10 protein-coding genes are annotated in these 17,361 nt (G+C 60.1%); 9 read left to right on the top strand and 1 reads right to left on the bottom strand.

Going from position 1 to position 17,361, the window contains the following annotated elements:
- The first annotated feature begins 135 nt into the window (after positions 1-135).
- From rnr to dnaB, 7 genes are all read left to right on the top strand, one after another.
- The gene (gene rnr / locus ACP7EE_RS02350) at positions 136-2,790 is read left to right on the top strand and encodes a ribonuclease R (RefSeq protein ID WP_420647021.1); all 2,655 of its coding nucleotides are present in this window, start codon (positions 136-138) and stop codon (positions 2,788-2,790) included.
- On the top strand, positions 2,787-3,554 hold the full coding sequence (gene rlmB, locus ACP7EE_RS02355; RefSeq protein ID WP_426233214.1) for a 23S rRNA (guanosine(2251)-2'-O)-methyltransferase RlmB: 768 nt from the start codon (positions 2,787-2,789) through the stop codon (positions 3,552-3,554). Before rnr ends, rlmB begins: the two co-directional genes overlap by 4 nt.
- 307 nt (positions 3,555-3,861) lie before the next feature.
- Complete coding sequence (gene rpsF, locus ACP7EE_RS02360; RefSeq protein WP_426233216.1) at positions 3,862-4,287, top strand: 30S ribosomal protein S6; 426 nt, start codon at positions 3,862-3,864, stop codon at positions 4,285-4,287.
- A gap of 28 nt (positions 4,288-4,315) precedes the next feature.
- Complete coding sequence (rpsR, locus tag ACP7EE_RS02365) at positions 4,316-4,546, top strand: 30S ribosomal protein S18 (protein ID WP_002551829.1); 231 nt, start codon at positions 4,316-4,318, stop codon at positions 4,544-4,546.
- A gap of 36 nt (positions 4,547-4,582) precedes the next feature.
- Positions 4,583-5,476, top strand: a complete 894-nt coding sequence (locus ACP7EE_RS02370) for a hypothetical protein (RefSeq protein ID WP_420647024.1) — start codon at positions 4,583-4,585, stop codon at positions 5,474-5,476.
- Between the two features lie 18 nt (positions 5,477-5,494).
- On the top strand, positions 5,495-5,941 hold the full coding sequence (rplI, locus tag ACP7EE_RS02375) for a 50S ribosomal protein L9 (protein WP_008078307.1): 447 nt from the start codon (positions 5,495-5,497) through the stop codon (positions 5,939-5,941).
- A 120-nt stretch (positions 5,942-6,061) separates the two neighbouring features.
- Positions 6,062-7,459 carry a replicative DNA helicase gene (gene dnaB, locus ACP7EE_RS02380; protein WP_420647025.1) on the top strand — a complete coding sequence of 466 codons (1,398 nt, stop codon included), beginning with the start codon at positions 6,062-6,064 and terminating at the stop codon, positions 7,457-7,459.
- Positions 7,460-7,501: 42 nt separating this feature from the next.
- Here dnaB and ACP7EE_RS02385 read toward each other — a convergent pair whose 3' ends face one another.
- Positions 7,502-11,212 carry an NEL-type E3 ubiquitin ligase domain-containing protein gene (locus ACP7EE_RS02385; RefSeq protein WP_426233218.1) on the bottom strand — a complete coding sequence of 1,237 codons (3,711 nt, stop codon included), beginning with the start codon at positions 11,210-11,212 and terminating at the stop codon, positions 7,502-7,504.
- Between the two features lie 192 nt (positions 11,213-11,404).
- Between ACP7EE_RS02385 and ACP7EE_RS02390 the strand changes: the two genes are divergently transcribed.
- Both ACP7EE_RS02390 and ACP7EE_RS02395 read left to right on the top strand, forming a co-directional pair.
- Positions 11,405-13,708 carry a YgiQ family radical SAM protein gene (locus ACP7EE_RS02390; protein ID WP_426206602.1) on the top strand — a complete coding sequence of 768 codons (2,304 nt, stop codon included), beginning with the start codon at positions 11,405-11,407 and terminating at the stop codon, positions 13,706-13,708.
- Positions 13,709-14,073: 365 nt separating this feature from the next.
- Positions 14,074-17,349, top strand: coding sequence for a DUF2126 domain-containing protein (locus tag ACP7EE_RS02395; protein ID WP_426233220.1), 3,276 nt, complete (start codon positions 14,074-14,076; stop codon positions 17,347-17,349).
- Positions 17,350-17,361 lie beyond the last annotated feature (12 nt).

Raw genomic sequence — 17,361 nt, forward strand, 5'->3', positions numbered from 1 at the left:
TTTTTACCAGCGGCGTTGAAATCGCCTTTCAAAGGTCGATACAAGCCTTTAGATGGGCCTTTATAGCCTGAAATTTCCCGTTTCATGGCGCCTATGCCAAACTAACCCGCATATAGACAAGGTGAAAACTCTCTAATGGCCGATTGGCAGTCCCTCGATCCCGAGGCCGCTCGTGAAGCGGAAAAATACGAAAACCCTATTCCTAGCCGCGAACTGATCCTGGCGCATCTCGCCGATCGGGGTTCGCCTGCTGCCCGCGAGCAACTGGTCGAAGAGTTTGGTCTGACCACAGAAGACCAGGTCGAAGCCCTGCGCCGCCGTCTGCGCGCCATGGAGCGCGACGCTCAGTTGATCTACACCCGCCGTGGCACGTATGCGCCGGTGGACAAGCTCGACCTGATCCTTGGCCGCATCAGCGGTCACCGTGACGGCTTCGGCTTCCTGGTGCCGGACGATGGTTCCGACGATCTGTTCATGAGCCCGGGCCAGATGCGTCTGGTGTTCGACGGTGACCGTGCGCTGGCGCGGGTTTCCGGTCTGGACCGTCGCGGTCGCCGCGAAGGCGTGATCGTTGAAGTGGTTTCGCGTGCTCACGAAACCATCGTTGGTCGCTACTTCGAAGAAGGCGGCATCGGCTTCGTGCTTGCGGACAACCCGAAGATTCAGCAAGAAGTGCTGGTCACCCCGGGCCGTAATGCCAACGCGCAGATCGGTCAGTTCGTCGAAGTCAAGATCACCCACTGGCCGACGCCACGCTTCCAGCCGCAAGGCGATGTGGTTGAAATCGTGGGCAACTACATGGCCCCGGGCATGGAAATCGATGTTGCCCTGCGCGCGTACGATATCCCGCACGTCTGGCCTGAAGCGGTCTTGAAAGAAGCCGCCAAGCTCAAGCCGGAAGTCGAAGAGAAAGACAAAGAGAAGCGCGTCGATCTGCGCCATCTGCCGTTCGTGACCATCGACGGTGAAGATGCTCGCGACTTCGATGACGCCGTTTATTGCGAAGCCAAACCGGGCAAGTTGCGCCTGTTCTCCGGCGGCTGGAAGTTGTACGTGGCGATTGCCGACGTCTCCAGCTACGTGAAGATCGGTTCGGCGCTGGACAACGAATCTCAGGTTCGCGGCAACTCGGTGTACTTCCCCGAGCGCGTGATTCCGATGCTGCCTGAGCAACTGTCCAACGGCCTGTGCTCGCTGAATCCGCACGTTGATCGTCTGGCCATGGTTTGCGAGATGACCATCTCCAAATCCGGCGAAATGACCGACTACTGCTTCTACGAAGCGGTGATTCACTCCCACGCTCGCCTGACCTACAACAAGGTCAGTGCCATGCTGGAAACGCCGAAACTCACCGAGGCGCGTCAGCTTCGGGGTGAGTACAACGACGTTCTGCCGCACCTCAAGCAGCTGTACTCGCTGTACAAGGTGTTGCTGGCCGCTCGTCACGTGCGCGGCGCGATCGATTTCGAAACGCAGGAAACCCGGATCATCTTCGGCACCGAGCGCAAGATCGCCGAGATCCGTCCGACCGTTCGTAACGATGCGCACAAACTGATCGAGGAATGCATGCTGGCGGCCAACGTGGCCACCGCTGAATTCCTGAAGAAACACGAAATACCCGCGTTGTATCGCGTTCACAACGGTCCGCCGCCGGAGCGTCTGGAAAAACTGCGCGCGTTCCTCGGCGAGCTCGGCCTGTCCCTGCATAAAGGCAAGGATGGCCCGTCGCCGAAGGATTACCAGGCATTGTTGGCGAGCATCAAGGATCGTCCGGATTTCCATCTGATCCAGACCGTGATGCTGCGTTCGCTGAGTCAGGCGGTGTACAGCGCTGACAATCAGGGCCACTTCGGCCTGAACTACGAAGCCTATACCCACTTCACCTCGCCGATCCGTCGTTACCCGGACTTGCTCACGCACCGCGCGATCCGCAGCGTGATCCATTCGAAACAGGACACCCCGCACGTTCGCCGTGCCGGTGCGATGACCATTCCGAAGGCGCGCATTTATCCGTACGACGAAGCGGCTCTGGAGCAGCTCGGCGAGCAGTGCTCGATGAGCGAGCGCCGTGCCGACGAAGCGACCCGCGACGTAGTGAACTGGCTCAAGTGCGAGTTCATGAAAGATCGCGTGGGCGAGTCGTTCCCGGGTGTGATCACCGCCGTGACCGGTTTTGGCCTGTTCGTCGAGCTGACCGATATCTACGTCGAAGGCCTGGTGCATGTCACCGCGCTGCCGGGTGATTACTACCATTTCGATCCTGTGCATCACCGCCTGGCGGGCGAGCGCACCGGTCGCAGCTTCCGTCTGGGTGACACGGTTGAAGTGCGCGTGATGCGCGTCGATCTCGACGAGCGCAAGATCGACTTCGAGATGGCCGAAAAAACCATCAGCGCGCCGATCGGTCGCAAGAAACGTGGCGCCGAAACTGCTGCGCCTGCTGCCAGGACTGCGGGTAAAACTGCTGGCAAAACCGCGGCAGAACCGGCTCCGGCAAAAACCGCTGGCCGCCGTCCCGCCAAGGAAAAGGCTTCTGAAGCGTATCGCCCTAGCGACGCCGTGGCGAAAAACGCCGAGCTGCGCAAAAGCCGTGAAATGAAGCAGGCCTTGCTGGCCGATGCCAAAAACGGTGGTAAAGCGGCGTCCGGGGGAAAGACCGGACGGTCGGCGCCTGAAAAGGACTCCGGCGGCAAGCCAGCCAAACCGAGCAAGCACCGTAAAGGCCCGCCAAAAGCGGGTTCTGCTCCAGCCAAAAGTGGCGGGGCGCGTAAACCTAAGGCCAAGTCATGAGTCAGCTGGAAAAAATCTACGGTGTGCACGCAGTAGAAGCGTTGCTGCGTCATCACCCTAAACGCGTCAAGCAGATCTGGCTGGCTGAAAGCCGCAACGATCCGCGGGTGCAGACGCTGATCGAGCTGGCCAACGAAAACCGCGTCCAGGTCGGTCAGGCCGAGCGCCGCGAAATGGACGCCTGGGTTGAAGGCGTGCACCAGGGCGTAGTCGCGGACGTCAGTCCGAGCCAGGTCTGGGGCGAGGCGATGCTCGACGAATTGCTCGATCGCACCGACGGCGCGCCACTGTTGCTGGTGCTCGACGGCGTGACCGATCCGCACAACCTCGGCGCCTGCCTGCGTTCGGCAGATGCTGCCGGTGCGCTGGCGGTGATCGTGCCCAAAGACAAGTCGGCAACCCTGACGCCGGTCGTGCGTAAAGTAGCCTGCGGCGCTGCGGAAGTGATTCCGTTGGTGGCAGTGACCAACCTTGCGCGCACGCTGGAGAAACTTCAGCAGCGTGGTCTGTGGGTGGTCGGTACGGCCGGCGAAGCTGAAGTCAGCATCTACGACCAGGATCTGACTGGCCCGACCATTCTGATCATGGGCGCTGAAGGCAAAGGCATGCGCCGCCTGACCCGCGAACATTGCGACTATCTGGTGAACCTGCCAATGGCCGGTAGCGTGAGCAGTCTCAACGTGTCCGTGGCAACCGGTGTGTGCCTGTTCGAAGCGCAGCGCCAGCGCAGTGTCAAAGGCAAGGCTTCTGCCAAGAAGTCCTGAGCCGTACACGATTCAAGTGTGGGAGCGAGCTTGCTCGCGAAAGCGGAGTGTCAGTCGACATAAATGTTGCCTGACAAACCGCATTCGCGAGCAAGCTCGCTCCCACAGTGGTTTGTGGTGTGGCATGAGTTGGGGGTTGTTCAAATAATCACCAATTGCCTTGCACCTCCGCAGTCCCTTCTCTACAATTGCGCCCCTTGCTGTGACGGCAGGCACGCATGTGCCCCGCGCCAGCAAGTCCATAAGTGTCATTCACTCCTTGTCTGACCGTTTTTGAGCGGCAGGCTACAACCCGTAAGGAGCATTCATGCGTCATTACGAAATCATCTTTTTGGTCCACCCGGATCAAAGCGAGCAAGTCGGCGGCATGGTAGAGCGTTACACCAAGCTGATCGAAGAAGACGGCGGCAAAATCCACCGTCTGGAAGATTGGGGCCGTCGTCAACTGGCCTATGCAATCAACAATGTTCACAAGGCTCACTACGTGATGCTGAACGTTGAATGCACTGGCAAGGCTCTGGCCGAGCTGGAAGACAACTTCCGCTACAACGATGCAGTGATCCGTAACCTGGTCATCCGTCGCGACGACGCCGTTACTGGCCAGTCCGAGATGCTCAAGGCTGAAGAAAACCGCAGTGAGCGCCGTGAGCGTCGCGACCGTCCTGAAGACCACGAAGGCGCTGATAGCGCTGATCGTGATGACAGCGACAACAGCGATAACGCTGACGAGTAATCCACGGACCTTTTAAGGAGCCTATCAAATGGCACGTTTCTTCCGTCGTCGTAAATTCTGCCGCTTCACCGCTGAAGACGTGAAGGAGATCGATTACAAAGATCTCAACACTCTGAAAGCCTACGTATCCGAGACCGGCAAAATCGTTCCAAGCCGCATCACCGGTACCAAAGCTCGTTATCAGCGTCAGCTGGCCACCGCTATCAAGCGCGCCCGCTTCCTGGCCCTGCTGGCCTACACCGACAGCCACGGCCGCTGAGACCGGGCAGTCGACAAGTAGCAAAGGATAGAATGTATGCGTGCCTTAGCTGAGTTCATCATGCGCGGCCGCATGCAGGCCACTCTCGTAGTGGCTGGATGTGCGACATTGCCGTTGTTGTATTGGTTGGGTGCTGCCGCTGGAAGCTTCGTGCTTTTGCGGCGCGGATTGACAGACGCCCTCGGCGTTCTGTTGCTGGGACTGCTGCCAGCATTGGTCTGGTGGTTGTATGCCGATGACCCACGGGCACTTCTGGTGCTGCTGGGTTCTTCGGGGCTTGCGTTGGTATTGCGCGCAAGCGAGTCCTGGGTCCGCACGCTGCTGGTCAGCGTAGCCATGGGATTGGTGTTTGCAGTGGTGCTCGGGGCGGTTTTCGCGCCCCAGATCGAGATGCTCGCGCAGGCCTTGATAAAGGTCATGCCAGCGCTTCTCGGCGAGTCTTACCAACAATTGTCGGTAGACGAGCAAGCGCGTTTCGCATCGCTGATTGCACCCGTCCTGACCGGACTGATTGCGGCCTTGTTGCAGATCCTCAGCGTTGTGAGCCTGATTGTCGGGCGTTACTGGCAGGCGTTGTTGTACAACCCGGGTGGTTTTGGTCGCGAGTTTCGCGCCATTCGAATCCCGCTGGGGCCGGCGATGTTACTGCTGGCGTTGATGCTTCTGGGCCCGAATCTCGGTGCACAGATGGCTATGTTGACGCCGTTGTGCAGTGTACCGCTGGTGTTCGCCGGGCTGGCCCTGATTCATGGGCTGGTGGCGCAAAAGCGACTGGCCGGATTCTGGCTGGTGGGGTTGTACGTCACGCTGTTGCTGTTCATGCAGCTGGTCTATCCGTTGCTCGTGGTCTTGGCCATTGTCGACAGCCTGATTGATTTTCGCGGTCGTCACGTGTCGAAAGACACCGACAGCGCGAACGGTGAAGGTTAAAAGTTAGAGGATTTTCACATGCAACTGATCCTTCTGGAAAAAGTCACCAACCTGGGCAACCTGGGTGACAAAGTAAACGTTAAGGCCGGTTACGGCCGTAACTACCTGCTGCCATACGGCAAGGCTACCGCCGCGACCCCAGCGAACATCGCTGCGTTCGAAGAGCGTCGTGCCGAGCTGGAAAAAGCAGCAGCAGACCGTAAAGCATCGGCTGAAAGCCGTGCTGCCCAACTGGCCGAGCTGGAAGTGACTATCACTGCCACCGCTGGCGACGAAGGCAAGCTGTTCGGTTCGATCGGTACTCACGACATTGCTGACGCACTGACCGCCTCCGGCGTTGAAGTTGCGAAAAGCGAAGTTCGTCTGCCGAACGGCACCATCCGCAACGTAGGCGAATTCGACGTAGCCGTGCACCTGCACGCTGAAGTTGAAGCCACCGTACGCGTTGTCGTGGTAGCAGCTTAAGCAACACCTGATCGGCTGGCGGCTTGCCCGTCAGACGGTTAACATCGGGCACGATCCTGTTTACAGGTCGTGCCCTTTGTCTTTCTGTACTCCCTGCTTTTACCAAACATACAAGTGGCCATGAACGAAATCTCCGCTCCCGAGCAATATGATCTGCAAACCGCTGCCCTGAAGGTGCCTCCGCATTCCATCGAGGCCGAACAGGCTGTGCTCGGTGGTCTGATGCTGGACAACAACGCCTGGGAACGCGTGCTTGATCAAGTCTCCGACGGCGATTTCTACCGACATGACCACCGTCTGATCTTCCGTGCGATCGCCAAACTGGCCGATCAGAACTCGCCGATCGACGTCGTGACCCTTGCCGAGCAATTGGACAAGGAAGGTCAGACCTCGCAGGTCGGTGGCCTCGGTTACCTTGGCGAACTGGCAAAGAACACGCCGTCCGTCGCCAACATCAAGGCCTATGCGCAGATTGTTCGCCAGCGTGCGACGTTGCGCCAACTGATCGGCATCAGCACCGAGATCGCCGACAGCGCTTTCAACCCGGAAGGCCGCACCGCCGAGGAAATCCTCGACGAAGCCGAACGCCAGATCTTCGCAATTGCCGAGGCCCGGCCAAAAACCGGCGGCCCGGTAAGCGTGAACGACCTGTTGACCAAGGCCATCGACCGTATCGACACCCTGTTCAACACTGACAACGCGATCACCGGCCTGTCCACCGGCTACACCGACCTCGACGAGAAGACCAGCGGCCTGCAACCGTCCGACCTGATCATCGTCGCTGGTCGTCCATCGATGGGTAAAACCACCTTCGCCATGAACCTGGTGGAAAACGCCGTACTGCGCAGCGACAAGGCAGTGCTGGTGTACTCCCTCGAGATGCCAGGCGAATCGCTGATCATGCGTATGCTCTCATCGCTTGGGCGTATCGATCAGACCAAGGTGCGTTCCGGTCAGTTGGAGGACGATGACTGGCCGCGCCTGACCTCGGCGGTCAACCTGCTCAACGATCGCAAGCTGTTCATCGATGACACTGCTGGCATCAGCCCGTCGGAAATGCGTGCGCGTACCCGGCGTCTGGCGCGCGAGCACGGTGACATTGGCCTGATCATGATCGACTACCTGCAACTGATGCAGATTCCGGGTTCCGGCGGTGATAACCGGACCAACGAGATTTCCGAGATCTCGCGTTCCCTGAAAGCCCTGGCCAAGGAATTCAACTGCCCGGTGGTCGCACTGTCCCAGCTCAACCGTTCCCTGGAACAGCGACCGAACAAACGTCCGATCAACTCCGACCTCCGGGAATCAGGAGCCATCGAGCAGGATGCTGACGTCATCATGTTTGTGTACCGGGACGAAGTGTATCACCCGGAAACCGAACACAAAGGCATCGCCGAAATCATCATCGGCAAGCAGCGGAACGGCCCGATCGGCTTTATCCGCCTGGCGTTCATCGGCAAATACACACGCTTTGAAAACCTCGCGCCGGGTAGCTACAACTTCGACGACGACGAGTAAGGGCTGGCCGGTGAAAACCGCCAGGCCCTTTCCCGGTAACCCTTAGTTCGGTGGATTGATGGTGTCGCCAGCGGCAGGGGCGTCGAGCTCCTGAATCGTCAGGGTCTGCATCAGCGCCGCCTCTTCTATCGCCAACTGAGCCTGCAAGTCTTCGCTTTTCGCTTTGTACTCGATCTCGGTCAACTGCCGATCGACGAAGCTGTCATGCAGGTCGGCCAGTCGATCCTGAAACGGCGCACGTTGATCCTCGAATTGCTGACGATGTTTATTCGTCAGATAGTCCTTCCAGAATTCCCGGGACAGCAACGCTTCACGCTCTTGCGGCGAATTATCCAGCGCCTTGACCGTGTCATGGGCGTTGTCCAGTTTGTCCTGATCGACCTTGCCCATGTGGGTGAAGCTGGTTTGCTCGGGCTGTCCCGGCAAATCAAGCCGCGCCTTCAGGCCAAAACGATAAGCCAGTCTGATCTCGACCTCCTCTGAGAGACGCAGGCTATGCAGATGCCTGTCTGCCGCAGAGGTGTGCGGATCACGCAAGATGGCTTCGCTGTTCTGGATGTCGAGAGATGCGAACTTGTCGACTTCATGCAAGCGGAACAGGCGTCGGGAGAAGTCTGCCAACTGTTGGCCCTGAGACTGGTCCAGCGCTTGAGTCCGTGCCTTGTACGCCATGGACAGGACTTCAAGATTGCCGAAAGAGAATGCCGCGCGGTCACAGCAGGCAGGTTCCCCTGCGCGGTTGAACAGATCGTCGCGCAGGCGCTCGGACTCGGGACTGTTTTCGCTCATGGTATCCAGCACATCCCAGACCCGGCGTTGCTGATCGGTATGGCCGGCACCGCCATGCTTGAGGCGGTTGAGAATTTCGAAGAACGGGTCCGAGCCTTGATGCGCCTTCAAAACCTGCCACTGCACGCGTCGGATCGTTGTCTGCTCTTCTGACAAACCTTCCGACCAGCGTTTGAACGGCGAGTCCGCCAGGTTGTTGGCCTGTCTGCGATTGGTCCGAGAGTGCGCGGTGGCGACCAGGCGATTGGGGCGACCGGGTTCGGTCAGTGCGTGCCTGTTCAATCGTTCGGCATAGTGCTGCACTTGCTCCACCGTCGCATCGGACAACGGATTGTCGCTCAGGTTGGTCACGTCGTTGATGCGCGTCATCTGCGCCAACCGGGAATCTGTCGGCGCAATGACTGAGTCGGGAATTGTCGTGATCCGATTGCCGGCCAGATTGATCAGGTCGAGCGAAGGTTGCTCGGCCAGCCCGTTCGGCCAGGCGTCGATCCGCGTATTGGCTAAATTCAGCGAACGCATATCGCTGATCAGGCTGAAATCCGGGGCGATGCCCAACGGGTTTTTTTCCAGCATCAACGCTCGCAGCGTCACCCGCTCGGAAAGGATCCGCGCCGTGTCCGGGGTGAGCATGATCTGGTTGTTTTGCAGAAACAGACGCGTCATTGCGTGCATCTCGCCGATGGCGGGGGGCAGGTCGCGCAGTTGATTGTTCGACAGGTCCAGCCAGCGAACATGGCGAAAACCCGACAGGAAGCCTTCGGGAGACGCGCTCAAGTTCATGTTGTTGAGTTTCAGTGCACCCACATGGCTGAAATCAACATCCAGGTCCGGCAGGCTTGGCAGGGTCAGGCCGCTCAGATCGAGCATCAGCCCTATGGGCGTGCCGTCGTTTGCCAGTTTCTGCGGCGTTTCACGGCGCCAGCACTGAAAGATCCGGCGCCGTGCTTCATAGCGATCGCCCACTTCGCTCTGGTCCAGGCGCATCTGGTTGGCGCGAACGTAACGCTGCTGCGCGCCGCCACCAGAAAACGACCATGCAGCCAATTGATCCTCCAGAACCTGATATTCGCGTTCCAGGCGCACCAGCTCAGGCTCGGCCCCGGCGCCGAGCGCCCTGATGAATTGCCGGGCCTCTGGCAAGGTTTTGTCCGGGAACATAAGCCGGTAGCGCTCGACTTTAGGGTTTGCGCTATCGAAAGCGCCGGGCGTGGCGAGTGCCAGCAAGTCCGGACGCTCTAGATGCAGGCGTTGCCAGTACGCGTCGAAGTGCTGCCAGTAATCGGCAGGGAACGGATTGCCGTCCAGCAGTGTGACGCCGTTGATCTTCGCGACCGCCTCGAGCTGCTCGGCTGGCGGGTTCAGGTAGGCCGGTGGCACCGCACGCAAGCGGTTGTTGCGCAAATCGAGGATTTTCAGACCTGTGCGGGTCTGCAACCCCGTGGGCCACTGCTCGATGGCGGTGTTGCTCAGGTTAAGCACTTTCAGTGCGGACATGCCTTGCAGGTCGGGCGCAACGCCCAATTTATTGTGCGACAGATCAAGTTGTTCGAGCCGGGTGGGCGCGCTGAGTCGAGCGACGCCTTCAGCGTTGATCTTGATGCGATTGGCGTGCAGGTCCAGCGTGGTCAGATTGTGCATCCCCAGGATCGCAGCGGGGACTTCTCCCAGAGTGGAGCGCACGATGCTCAGATGATTCAGCGCGGAGAAATTGCCGAGGAAGGCTGTGGCAGTGTCGGACCACTCGATCGCCCGCAAATTCAGAGACTCGATATGCTCGAAATCCGCTTTCAATGCCGGCAAGGCTCCGCCTGCCTCTGGCAGCGTAAGCGTGGTCCCGGTTTCCCGGCGCCAGCCACGCAGGATTTCTGCGGACACGTCCTTGGCCCAAGTCCCGGGAGATGCAGCGGCGGTTTGCTGGCTCCAGGTTTTCAGCTCCTGCTTGAGGGTTCCCAGTTGGGTTTCCCGGCGGGTCAGCCCTGCTGCAACGTCGCCCCCGAGCGATTGAATAAACACTTCGATCCCGGCCTGGTCCATTGCTGGAAACAGTTTGCGAGCGCGGCTTTGCGCACTGCGCAGATGTTGATTCACCGCGGCGCCCAGTTGCCTGCGCCAGGAGCGCTCCTGGCCGCTGAACATCCCGCCCGCACCGCCAACAATCAGGCCGGTCCAGCCGATCTGCCGGTTGAAAAACACCGGCTCCGATTTGCCCGGTCGCGTGGCGACGTAACGGTTATTTTCGTCACTGGCGACGGGGTCCGCGGGCCGGACGATGCGCATCACGGCCAGCTCGGGCGATGACGCATCGAGATCATGCATGACCTGATAGGCCTGATCCTCGATGACCGCATACACGCGCTTTTCGAAGTGATAGAGCCCGGCACTGTCAGGTTGCGCGGCGCCGAAGTCCAGCGCCGTGCGGTAGTCCTGGAGGCGGCTAGCCGATAGCGTGAAGGTCATCGCTTCCAGCTGTTGCAGTGGATGCCAGAGGCCGGTTTCCGGGTCACGCAGCAGATCAGGCCCGGAGGCGTTCTGTTCACTCTGCAGTTTGGCCCGGTACAGACCGCTCTCAGGATCGCGACCTACGTGCAGGGTGCTGCCATCGTAGCCGTCGACGAACAGGCGACTCTTGAAGCTGCGCAGGCCCTGAGCATCCGCCGCCGGCAGGTGATTGGCGTTGGGAACCCGGTAGTCCTCCAGCGGGCGGCGCAGTGGCCTGGATTCAATCTCGGAGGGCGACAGTTCGTTGATGGTCAGCGATGACTCCGGGAGGATTGCATCCAGGTCGGTGTCGGCCGGTCCTTTGTTGTGTCCGCGCGGTTTTTGTCCGGGGCTGAAAATCGAAGTGTCAGGTTCGAAATGGCCCGGCGCGCCGATGCGCGGCGGGGTTTCATTCCCGGGGCGGAGGGGCGGTGTGTGCACCTCGACGTGGGTACTGCCCCTGACAGGCGGTTTCAATGGCATGTTTGTTCATCCTTGTGTGTAGGCGCATCCGTCGAAAAGAGACTGACGAGCGTTCGGCTTCATTGCCGGTTTTGCAGCGACTGGGTGGAGTTGGGCGGGGGCAAAGAGAAACCGACCATTGCCGTCGGAATTGGTTAATTTTTGTGCTATATTCCGCGCCCGCGATTTTTCATCTCAACACCGGTCGTCGACATGCAAACAGCCAAGCCGTTATTTGACTATCCAAAATACTGGGCCGAATGTTTCGGCCCAGCGCCATTCCTGCCGATGAGCAGGGAGGAGATGGATCAGCTTGGCTGGGATTCCTGCGACATCATCATTGTTACCGGAGATGCCTACGTCGATCATCCGTCGTTCGGCATGGCAATCATCGGCCGGCTGCTGGAGTCGCAAGGCTTTCGCGTCGGGATCATTGCCCAGCCGAACTGGCAGTCCAAAGACGACTTCATGAAGCTCGGCGAGCCGAACCTGTTCTTCGGCGTCGCGGCCGGCAACATGGATTCGATGATCAACCGCTACACCGCCGACAAGAAAATCCGTTCCGACGACGCCTATACCCCCGGCGGTATGGCCGGCAAACGTCCGGATCGCGCCAGCCTGGTCTACAGCCAGCGCTGCAAGGAAGCCTACAAAAACGTACCGATCGTGCTCGGCGGCATCGAAGCTTCCCTGCGCCGCATCGCGCACTACGATTACTGGCAGGATCGCGTGCGTAACTCGATCCTGATCGACGCCTGCGCCGACATCCTGCTGTACGGCAACGCCGAGCGGGCAATTGTCGAAGTCGCCCAGCGTCTGTCCTACGGTCACAAGATCGAAGACATCACCGACGTGCGCGGCACCGCGTTCATCCGTCGTGACACGCCGGCGGGCTGGTACGAAGTCGATTCGACGCGCATCGACCGTCCGGGCAAGGTCGACAAGATCATCAACCCGTACGTCAATACCCAAGACACTCAGGCTTGCGCAATCGAGCAGGAGAAGGGCCCGGTTGAAGACCCGCAGGAAGCCAAGGTCGTACAGATCCTGGCCAGCCCGCGCATGACTCGCGACAAGACGGTGATCCGTCTGCCGTCGATGGAAAAAGTCCGTGGCGATGCGGTGCTCTACGCTCACGCCAACCGCGTACTCCATCTCGAAACCAACCCGGGTAACGCCCGCGCGCTGGTGCAGAAGCACGGCGAAGTCGACGTCTGGTTTAACCCGCCGCCGATTCCGATGACCACTGAAGAAATGGACTACGTGTTCGGCATGCCTTACGCACGGGTTCCGCACCCTGCTTACGGCAAGGAAAAGATCCCCGCCTACGACATGATCCGTTTCTCGGTGAACATCATGCGTGGCTGCTTCGGCGGCTGTACCTTCTGCTCGATTACCGAGCATGAAGGCCGGATCATCCAGAACCGGTCCGAAGAGTCGATCATTCGCGAGATCGAAGAGATCCGCGACAAGGTTCCAGGCTTCACCGGTGTCATCTCCGACCTCGGCGGCCCGACCGCGAACATGTACCGCATTGCCTGCAAGAGCCCGGAAATCGAATCCGCGTGCCGCAAGCCGTCCTGCGTATTCCCCGGCATCTGCCCGAACCTGAACACCGACCACTCGTCGCTGATTCAGCTGTACCGCAGCGCCCGTGCCTTGCCGGGTGTGAAGAAAATCCTGATCGCCTCCGGCCTGCGCTACGACCTCGCGGTCGAGTCGCCGGAGTACGTCAAAGAGCTGGTGACCCACCACGTCGGTGGTTACCTGAAGATCGCCCCGGAACACACCGAGGAAGGTCCGCTCAACCAGATGATGAAACCGGGCATCGGCAGCTATGACAAGTTCAAGCGCATGTTCGAGAAGTACACCAAGGAAGCCGGCAAAGAGCAGTACCTGATTCCGTACTTCATCGCCGCGCACCCGGGCACCACCGACGAAGACATGATGAACCTGGCTCTTTGGCTCAAAGGCAACGGCTTCCGTGCTGACCAGGTGCAGGCGTTTTATCCTTCGCCGATGGCCACCGCCACCGCGATGTACCACTCGGGCAAGAATCCGCTGCGCAAGGTCAGCTACAAGAGCGACAGCGTGACCATCGTCAAGAGCGAAGAGCAGCGTCGTCTGCACAAGGCGTTCCTGCGTTATCACGATCCGAAAGGCTGGCCGATGCTGCGTGAAGCGCTGATCCGCATGGGCCGTTCCGACCTGATCGGGCCGGGCAAGACCCAGTTGATCCCGGCACATCAACCGGCGACTGACAGCTACCAGAGCGCCCGTCGCAAGAACTCGACGCCGGCTGGCAGCCACAAGGTTGCGGGTGAGAAGACCACCAAGATCCTCACCCAGCACACCGGTTTGCCACCGCGTGCCAGTGATGGCGGTAATTCGTGGGACAAGCGCGAACAGGCCAAGGCCGCGGCATTTGCCCGCAATCAGCAAGCGGCCAAGGATCGCAAGGATGCAGCGAAGGGCAAAGGGCCGAAACCGGCACGCAAGCCTGTAGTGCCACGCTAAATCGCTCGTGACGTGAACAGAACGCCAACCTTCGGGTTGGCGTTTTGCGTTTCCGGGTTCAAGAGTTGTGCTGAATCCATCGGCCTCATCGCTGGCAAGCCAGCTCCCACAGGGTTATCTGTCGTTCACAAAACTGTGGCCACTGAAGATCCCTGTGGGAGCTGGCTTGCCAGCGATGGCGTCGGATCAGGCAACGCATGAACAACTGCTCGCAACATTTGCGTGCAACTGTGACCAAGCAATTCCTCGCATCGCCCGTTTTTGGTGCTGTACTGCCCTGAGCATTTCCGGAAAAGCGCCCAGGCCTGTGCATGGCATAACTCTTGCGCGCTTTCCAATACGCTTAGGCTCGCAGGAGGCACGCCGTGTCGATTCATGTCGCATTGCATCACGTCACGCATTACCGCTACGACCGCGCTGTCGAGCTCGGTCCGCAGATCGTTCGCCTGCGCCCGGCCGCCCACAGTCGCACGCGGATTCTGTCGTATTCGCTGAAAGTCTCGCCCGAGCAGCACTTCATCAACTGGCAGCAAGACCCGCAGGGCAACTACCTTGCGCGGCTGGTGTTCCCCGAGAAGACCGACGAGCTGCGCATCGAAGTCGACCTGCTCGCGGAAATGGCCGTGTTCAACCCGTTCGACTTCTTCCTCGAACCCTACGCCGAGAAAATCCCCTTCGATTACGCCGCCGATGAGCGCAAAGAGCTGGCGCCGTACCTCGAAACCCTGCCGCTGACCCCGGCATTCAAGGCCTACCTCGACAGGATCGACCGCACGCCGCTGCCAGCCGTGGATTTCCTCGTCGCGCTGAATCAGCGTCTGAGCGAAGACATCAGCTACCTGATCCGCATGGAGCCGGGCGTGCAAACCCCGGAACACACCCTCGAACACGCCTCCGGTTCCTGCCGCGACTCGGCATGGCTGCTGGTGCAACTGCTGCGCAATCTCGGACTGGCCGCGCGTTTCGTCTCCGGTTACCTGATTCAACTGACGGCAGATGTGAAAAGCCTCGACGGGCCGTCCGGCACCGAAGTGGATTTCACCGATCTGCATGCCTGGTGCGAAGTGTATTTGCCGGGAGCAGGGTGGATCGGTCTCGATGCCACGTCCGGGCTGTTCGCCGGTGAAGGGCATATCCCGTTGGCCTGCAGTCCCGATCCATCGTCGGCGGCGCCGATCAGTGGTTTGGTCGAACCGTGCGAGACGCAATTCACTCACGAAATGTCGGTGGAGCGGCTATGGGAAGCCCCGCGCGTCACCAAGCCCTATACCGATGAACAATGGCTGGCGATTCAAACGCTGGGCCGGCAGATTGACGCCGACCTGCTGGAAGGCGATGTGCGCCTGACCATGGGCGGTGAACCGACCTTCGTGTCCATCGACGACCCCGACGGCGCCGAATGGAACACCGCCGCCCTTGGCGCGGACAAGCGCAAACTTTCCGCCGAATTGTTTCAGCGTCTGCGCAAACACTACGCGCCCAATGGCTTGGTGCATTTCGGTCAGGGCAAATGGTATCCGGGCGAGCAACTGCCGCGCTGGTCGCTCAATTGCTATTGGCGCCGCGACGGGGTTCCGATCTGGCACAACAGCGCATTGATTGCCGACGAGCAGCAGGACTACGGCGCCGATGGCGCTCTGGCCGGACGCTTTCTGGCGAGTGTCGCCGAGCGTTTGAAGCTGCCGGCGCGATTCGTGTTTCCAGCCTATGAAGACAACTTCTATTACCTCTGGCGTGAGGGGGCGTTGCCGAGCAACGTCAGCGCCGAGGACTCACGCCTGGAGGAGCCGCTGGAGCGTGCGCGGCTGCGCAAGGTATTCAGCCAAGGCCTCGACAAGGTGATCGGCCAAGTCCTGCCATTAGCGCGCACCGCCAAGGGTGATCAGTGGCAGAGCGGTCGCTGGTACCTGCGTGACGAACATTGCCGGCTGGTGCCCGGGGATTCGGCACTCGGCTATCGCCTGCCACTGGCTTCGCAGCCATGGGTAAAAGCGGCCGAATATCCGTTCATCCATCCGAACGATCCAAATCAGGATTTCCCGCCGCTGCCCGACACTGCGCAACTCGCCAGCCACGGCGCATCGGCCACGGCTGACGAACGCGTGCCAAAGATCGACGAATCCGCCGACTGGCTGACCCGCACGGCATTCTGCGCCGAGGCGCGCGAAGGCCGGTTGTATTTGTTCATGCCGCCGCTGGAGCAGGCTGAGGATTACCTGGAACTGGTGGCGGCCATCGAAGCCACCGCTGAAGAACTGCGCTGCCCGGTGCTGCTGGAGGGTTACGAGCCGCCGAGCGATCCGCGGCTGAGCAACTTCCGTATCACCCCGGATCCGGGCGTGATCGAGGTCAACGTGCAGCCGTCCGCGACCTGGGACGAGTTGGTCGAGCGCACCGAATTTCTCTACGAAGAAGCTCGACAAACCCGGCTGACCACCGAGAAGTTCATGATCGACGGCCGCCACACCGGCACGGGCGGCGGCAACCATTTCGTCCTCGGCGGCGCAACATCGGCTGACTCACCGTTTCTGCGGCGTCCCGATCTGTTGCGCAGCCTGATCAGTTACTGGCACAACCATCCTTCGTTGTCCTACCTGTTTTCCGGGCTGTTCATCGGCCCGACTTCGCAGGCGCCTCGCGTGGATGAGGCGCGTAATGACGCGTTGTATGAGCTGGAAATCGCTTTTGCGCAGATGCCCGAACCGGGTGAGGAGTGCGCGCCGTGGCTGGTGGATCGGCTGCTGCGCAATTTGCTGATCGACGTCACCGGCAATACCCATCGCGCCGAATTCTGCATCGACAAACTCTATTCACCGGACGGTGCGACCGGGCGTCTCGGTCTGCTGGAGTTGCGCGCGTTCGAAATGCCGCCGCATGCGCGCATGAGTCTGGCGCAGCAACTGTTGCTGCGAGCGCTGGTGGCGCGCTTCTGGCGTGAGCCTTATGCACCGCCGAAGCTCGCGCGCTGGGGCACTGAACTGCACGACCGATTCCTGCTGCCGCACTTCATCGAGCAGGACTTCGCCGACGTCATCGTCGAACTCAATACTGCCGGTTATCCACTGCGCGCCGAATGGTTTGCCGCGCATCTGGAGTTTCGCTTTCCCAAGGTCGGTGATTACGCCGTCAATGGCATCGAACTGGAGCTGCGCCAAGCGCTGGAACCCTGGCATGTGCTGGGCGAGGAGGGCGCGGTTGGCGGCACGGTCCGTTACGTCGATTCGTCGCTGGAGCGTTTGCAGGTCAAGCTCAACGGTTTGCCGCCGCAACGTTACCTGCTGACCTGCAACGGTATTGCGGTGCCTCTGCAACCGACCGGGCGCGTTGGCGAGTTCGTGGCTGGTGTGCGTTTTCGCGCCTGGCAACCGGCCAACTGCCTGCAACCGACTATCCCGGTGCATGCGCCGCTGGTGTTCGACCTGCTCGATACCTGGATGCAGCGTTCGCTGGGTGGCTGCCAGTACCACGTCGCCCATCCGGGCGGCCGCAATTACGAGACGCTGCCAGTGAATGCCAACGAAGCCGAGAGCCGACGCATGGCGCGTTTCTTCCGCATCGGACACACGCCGGGAAAACTTCCTGTACCGATTCTGGAAACTACTGACGAGCTACCGATGACGCTCGATTTACGACGTTTCTAAGTCGTACACGAC

Source organism: Pseudomonas sp. TWP3-2 (assembly GCF_049897765.1).
Taxonomy (GTDB): domain Bacteria; phylum Pseudomonadota; class Gammaproteobacteria; order Pseudomonadales; family Pseudomonadaceae; genus Aquipseudomonas.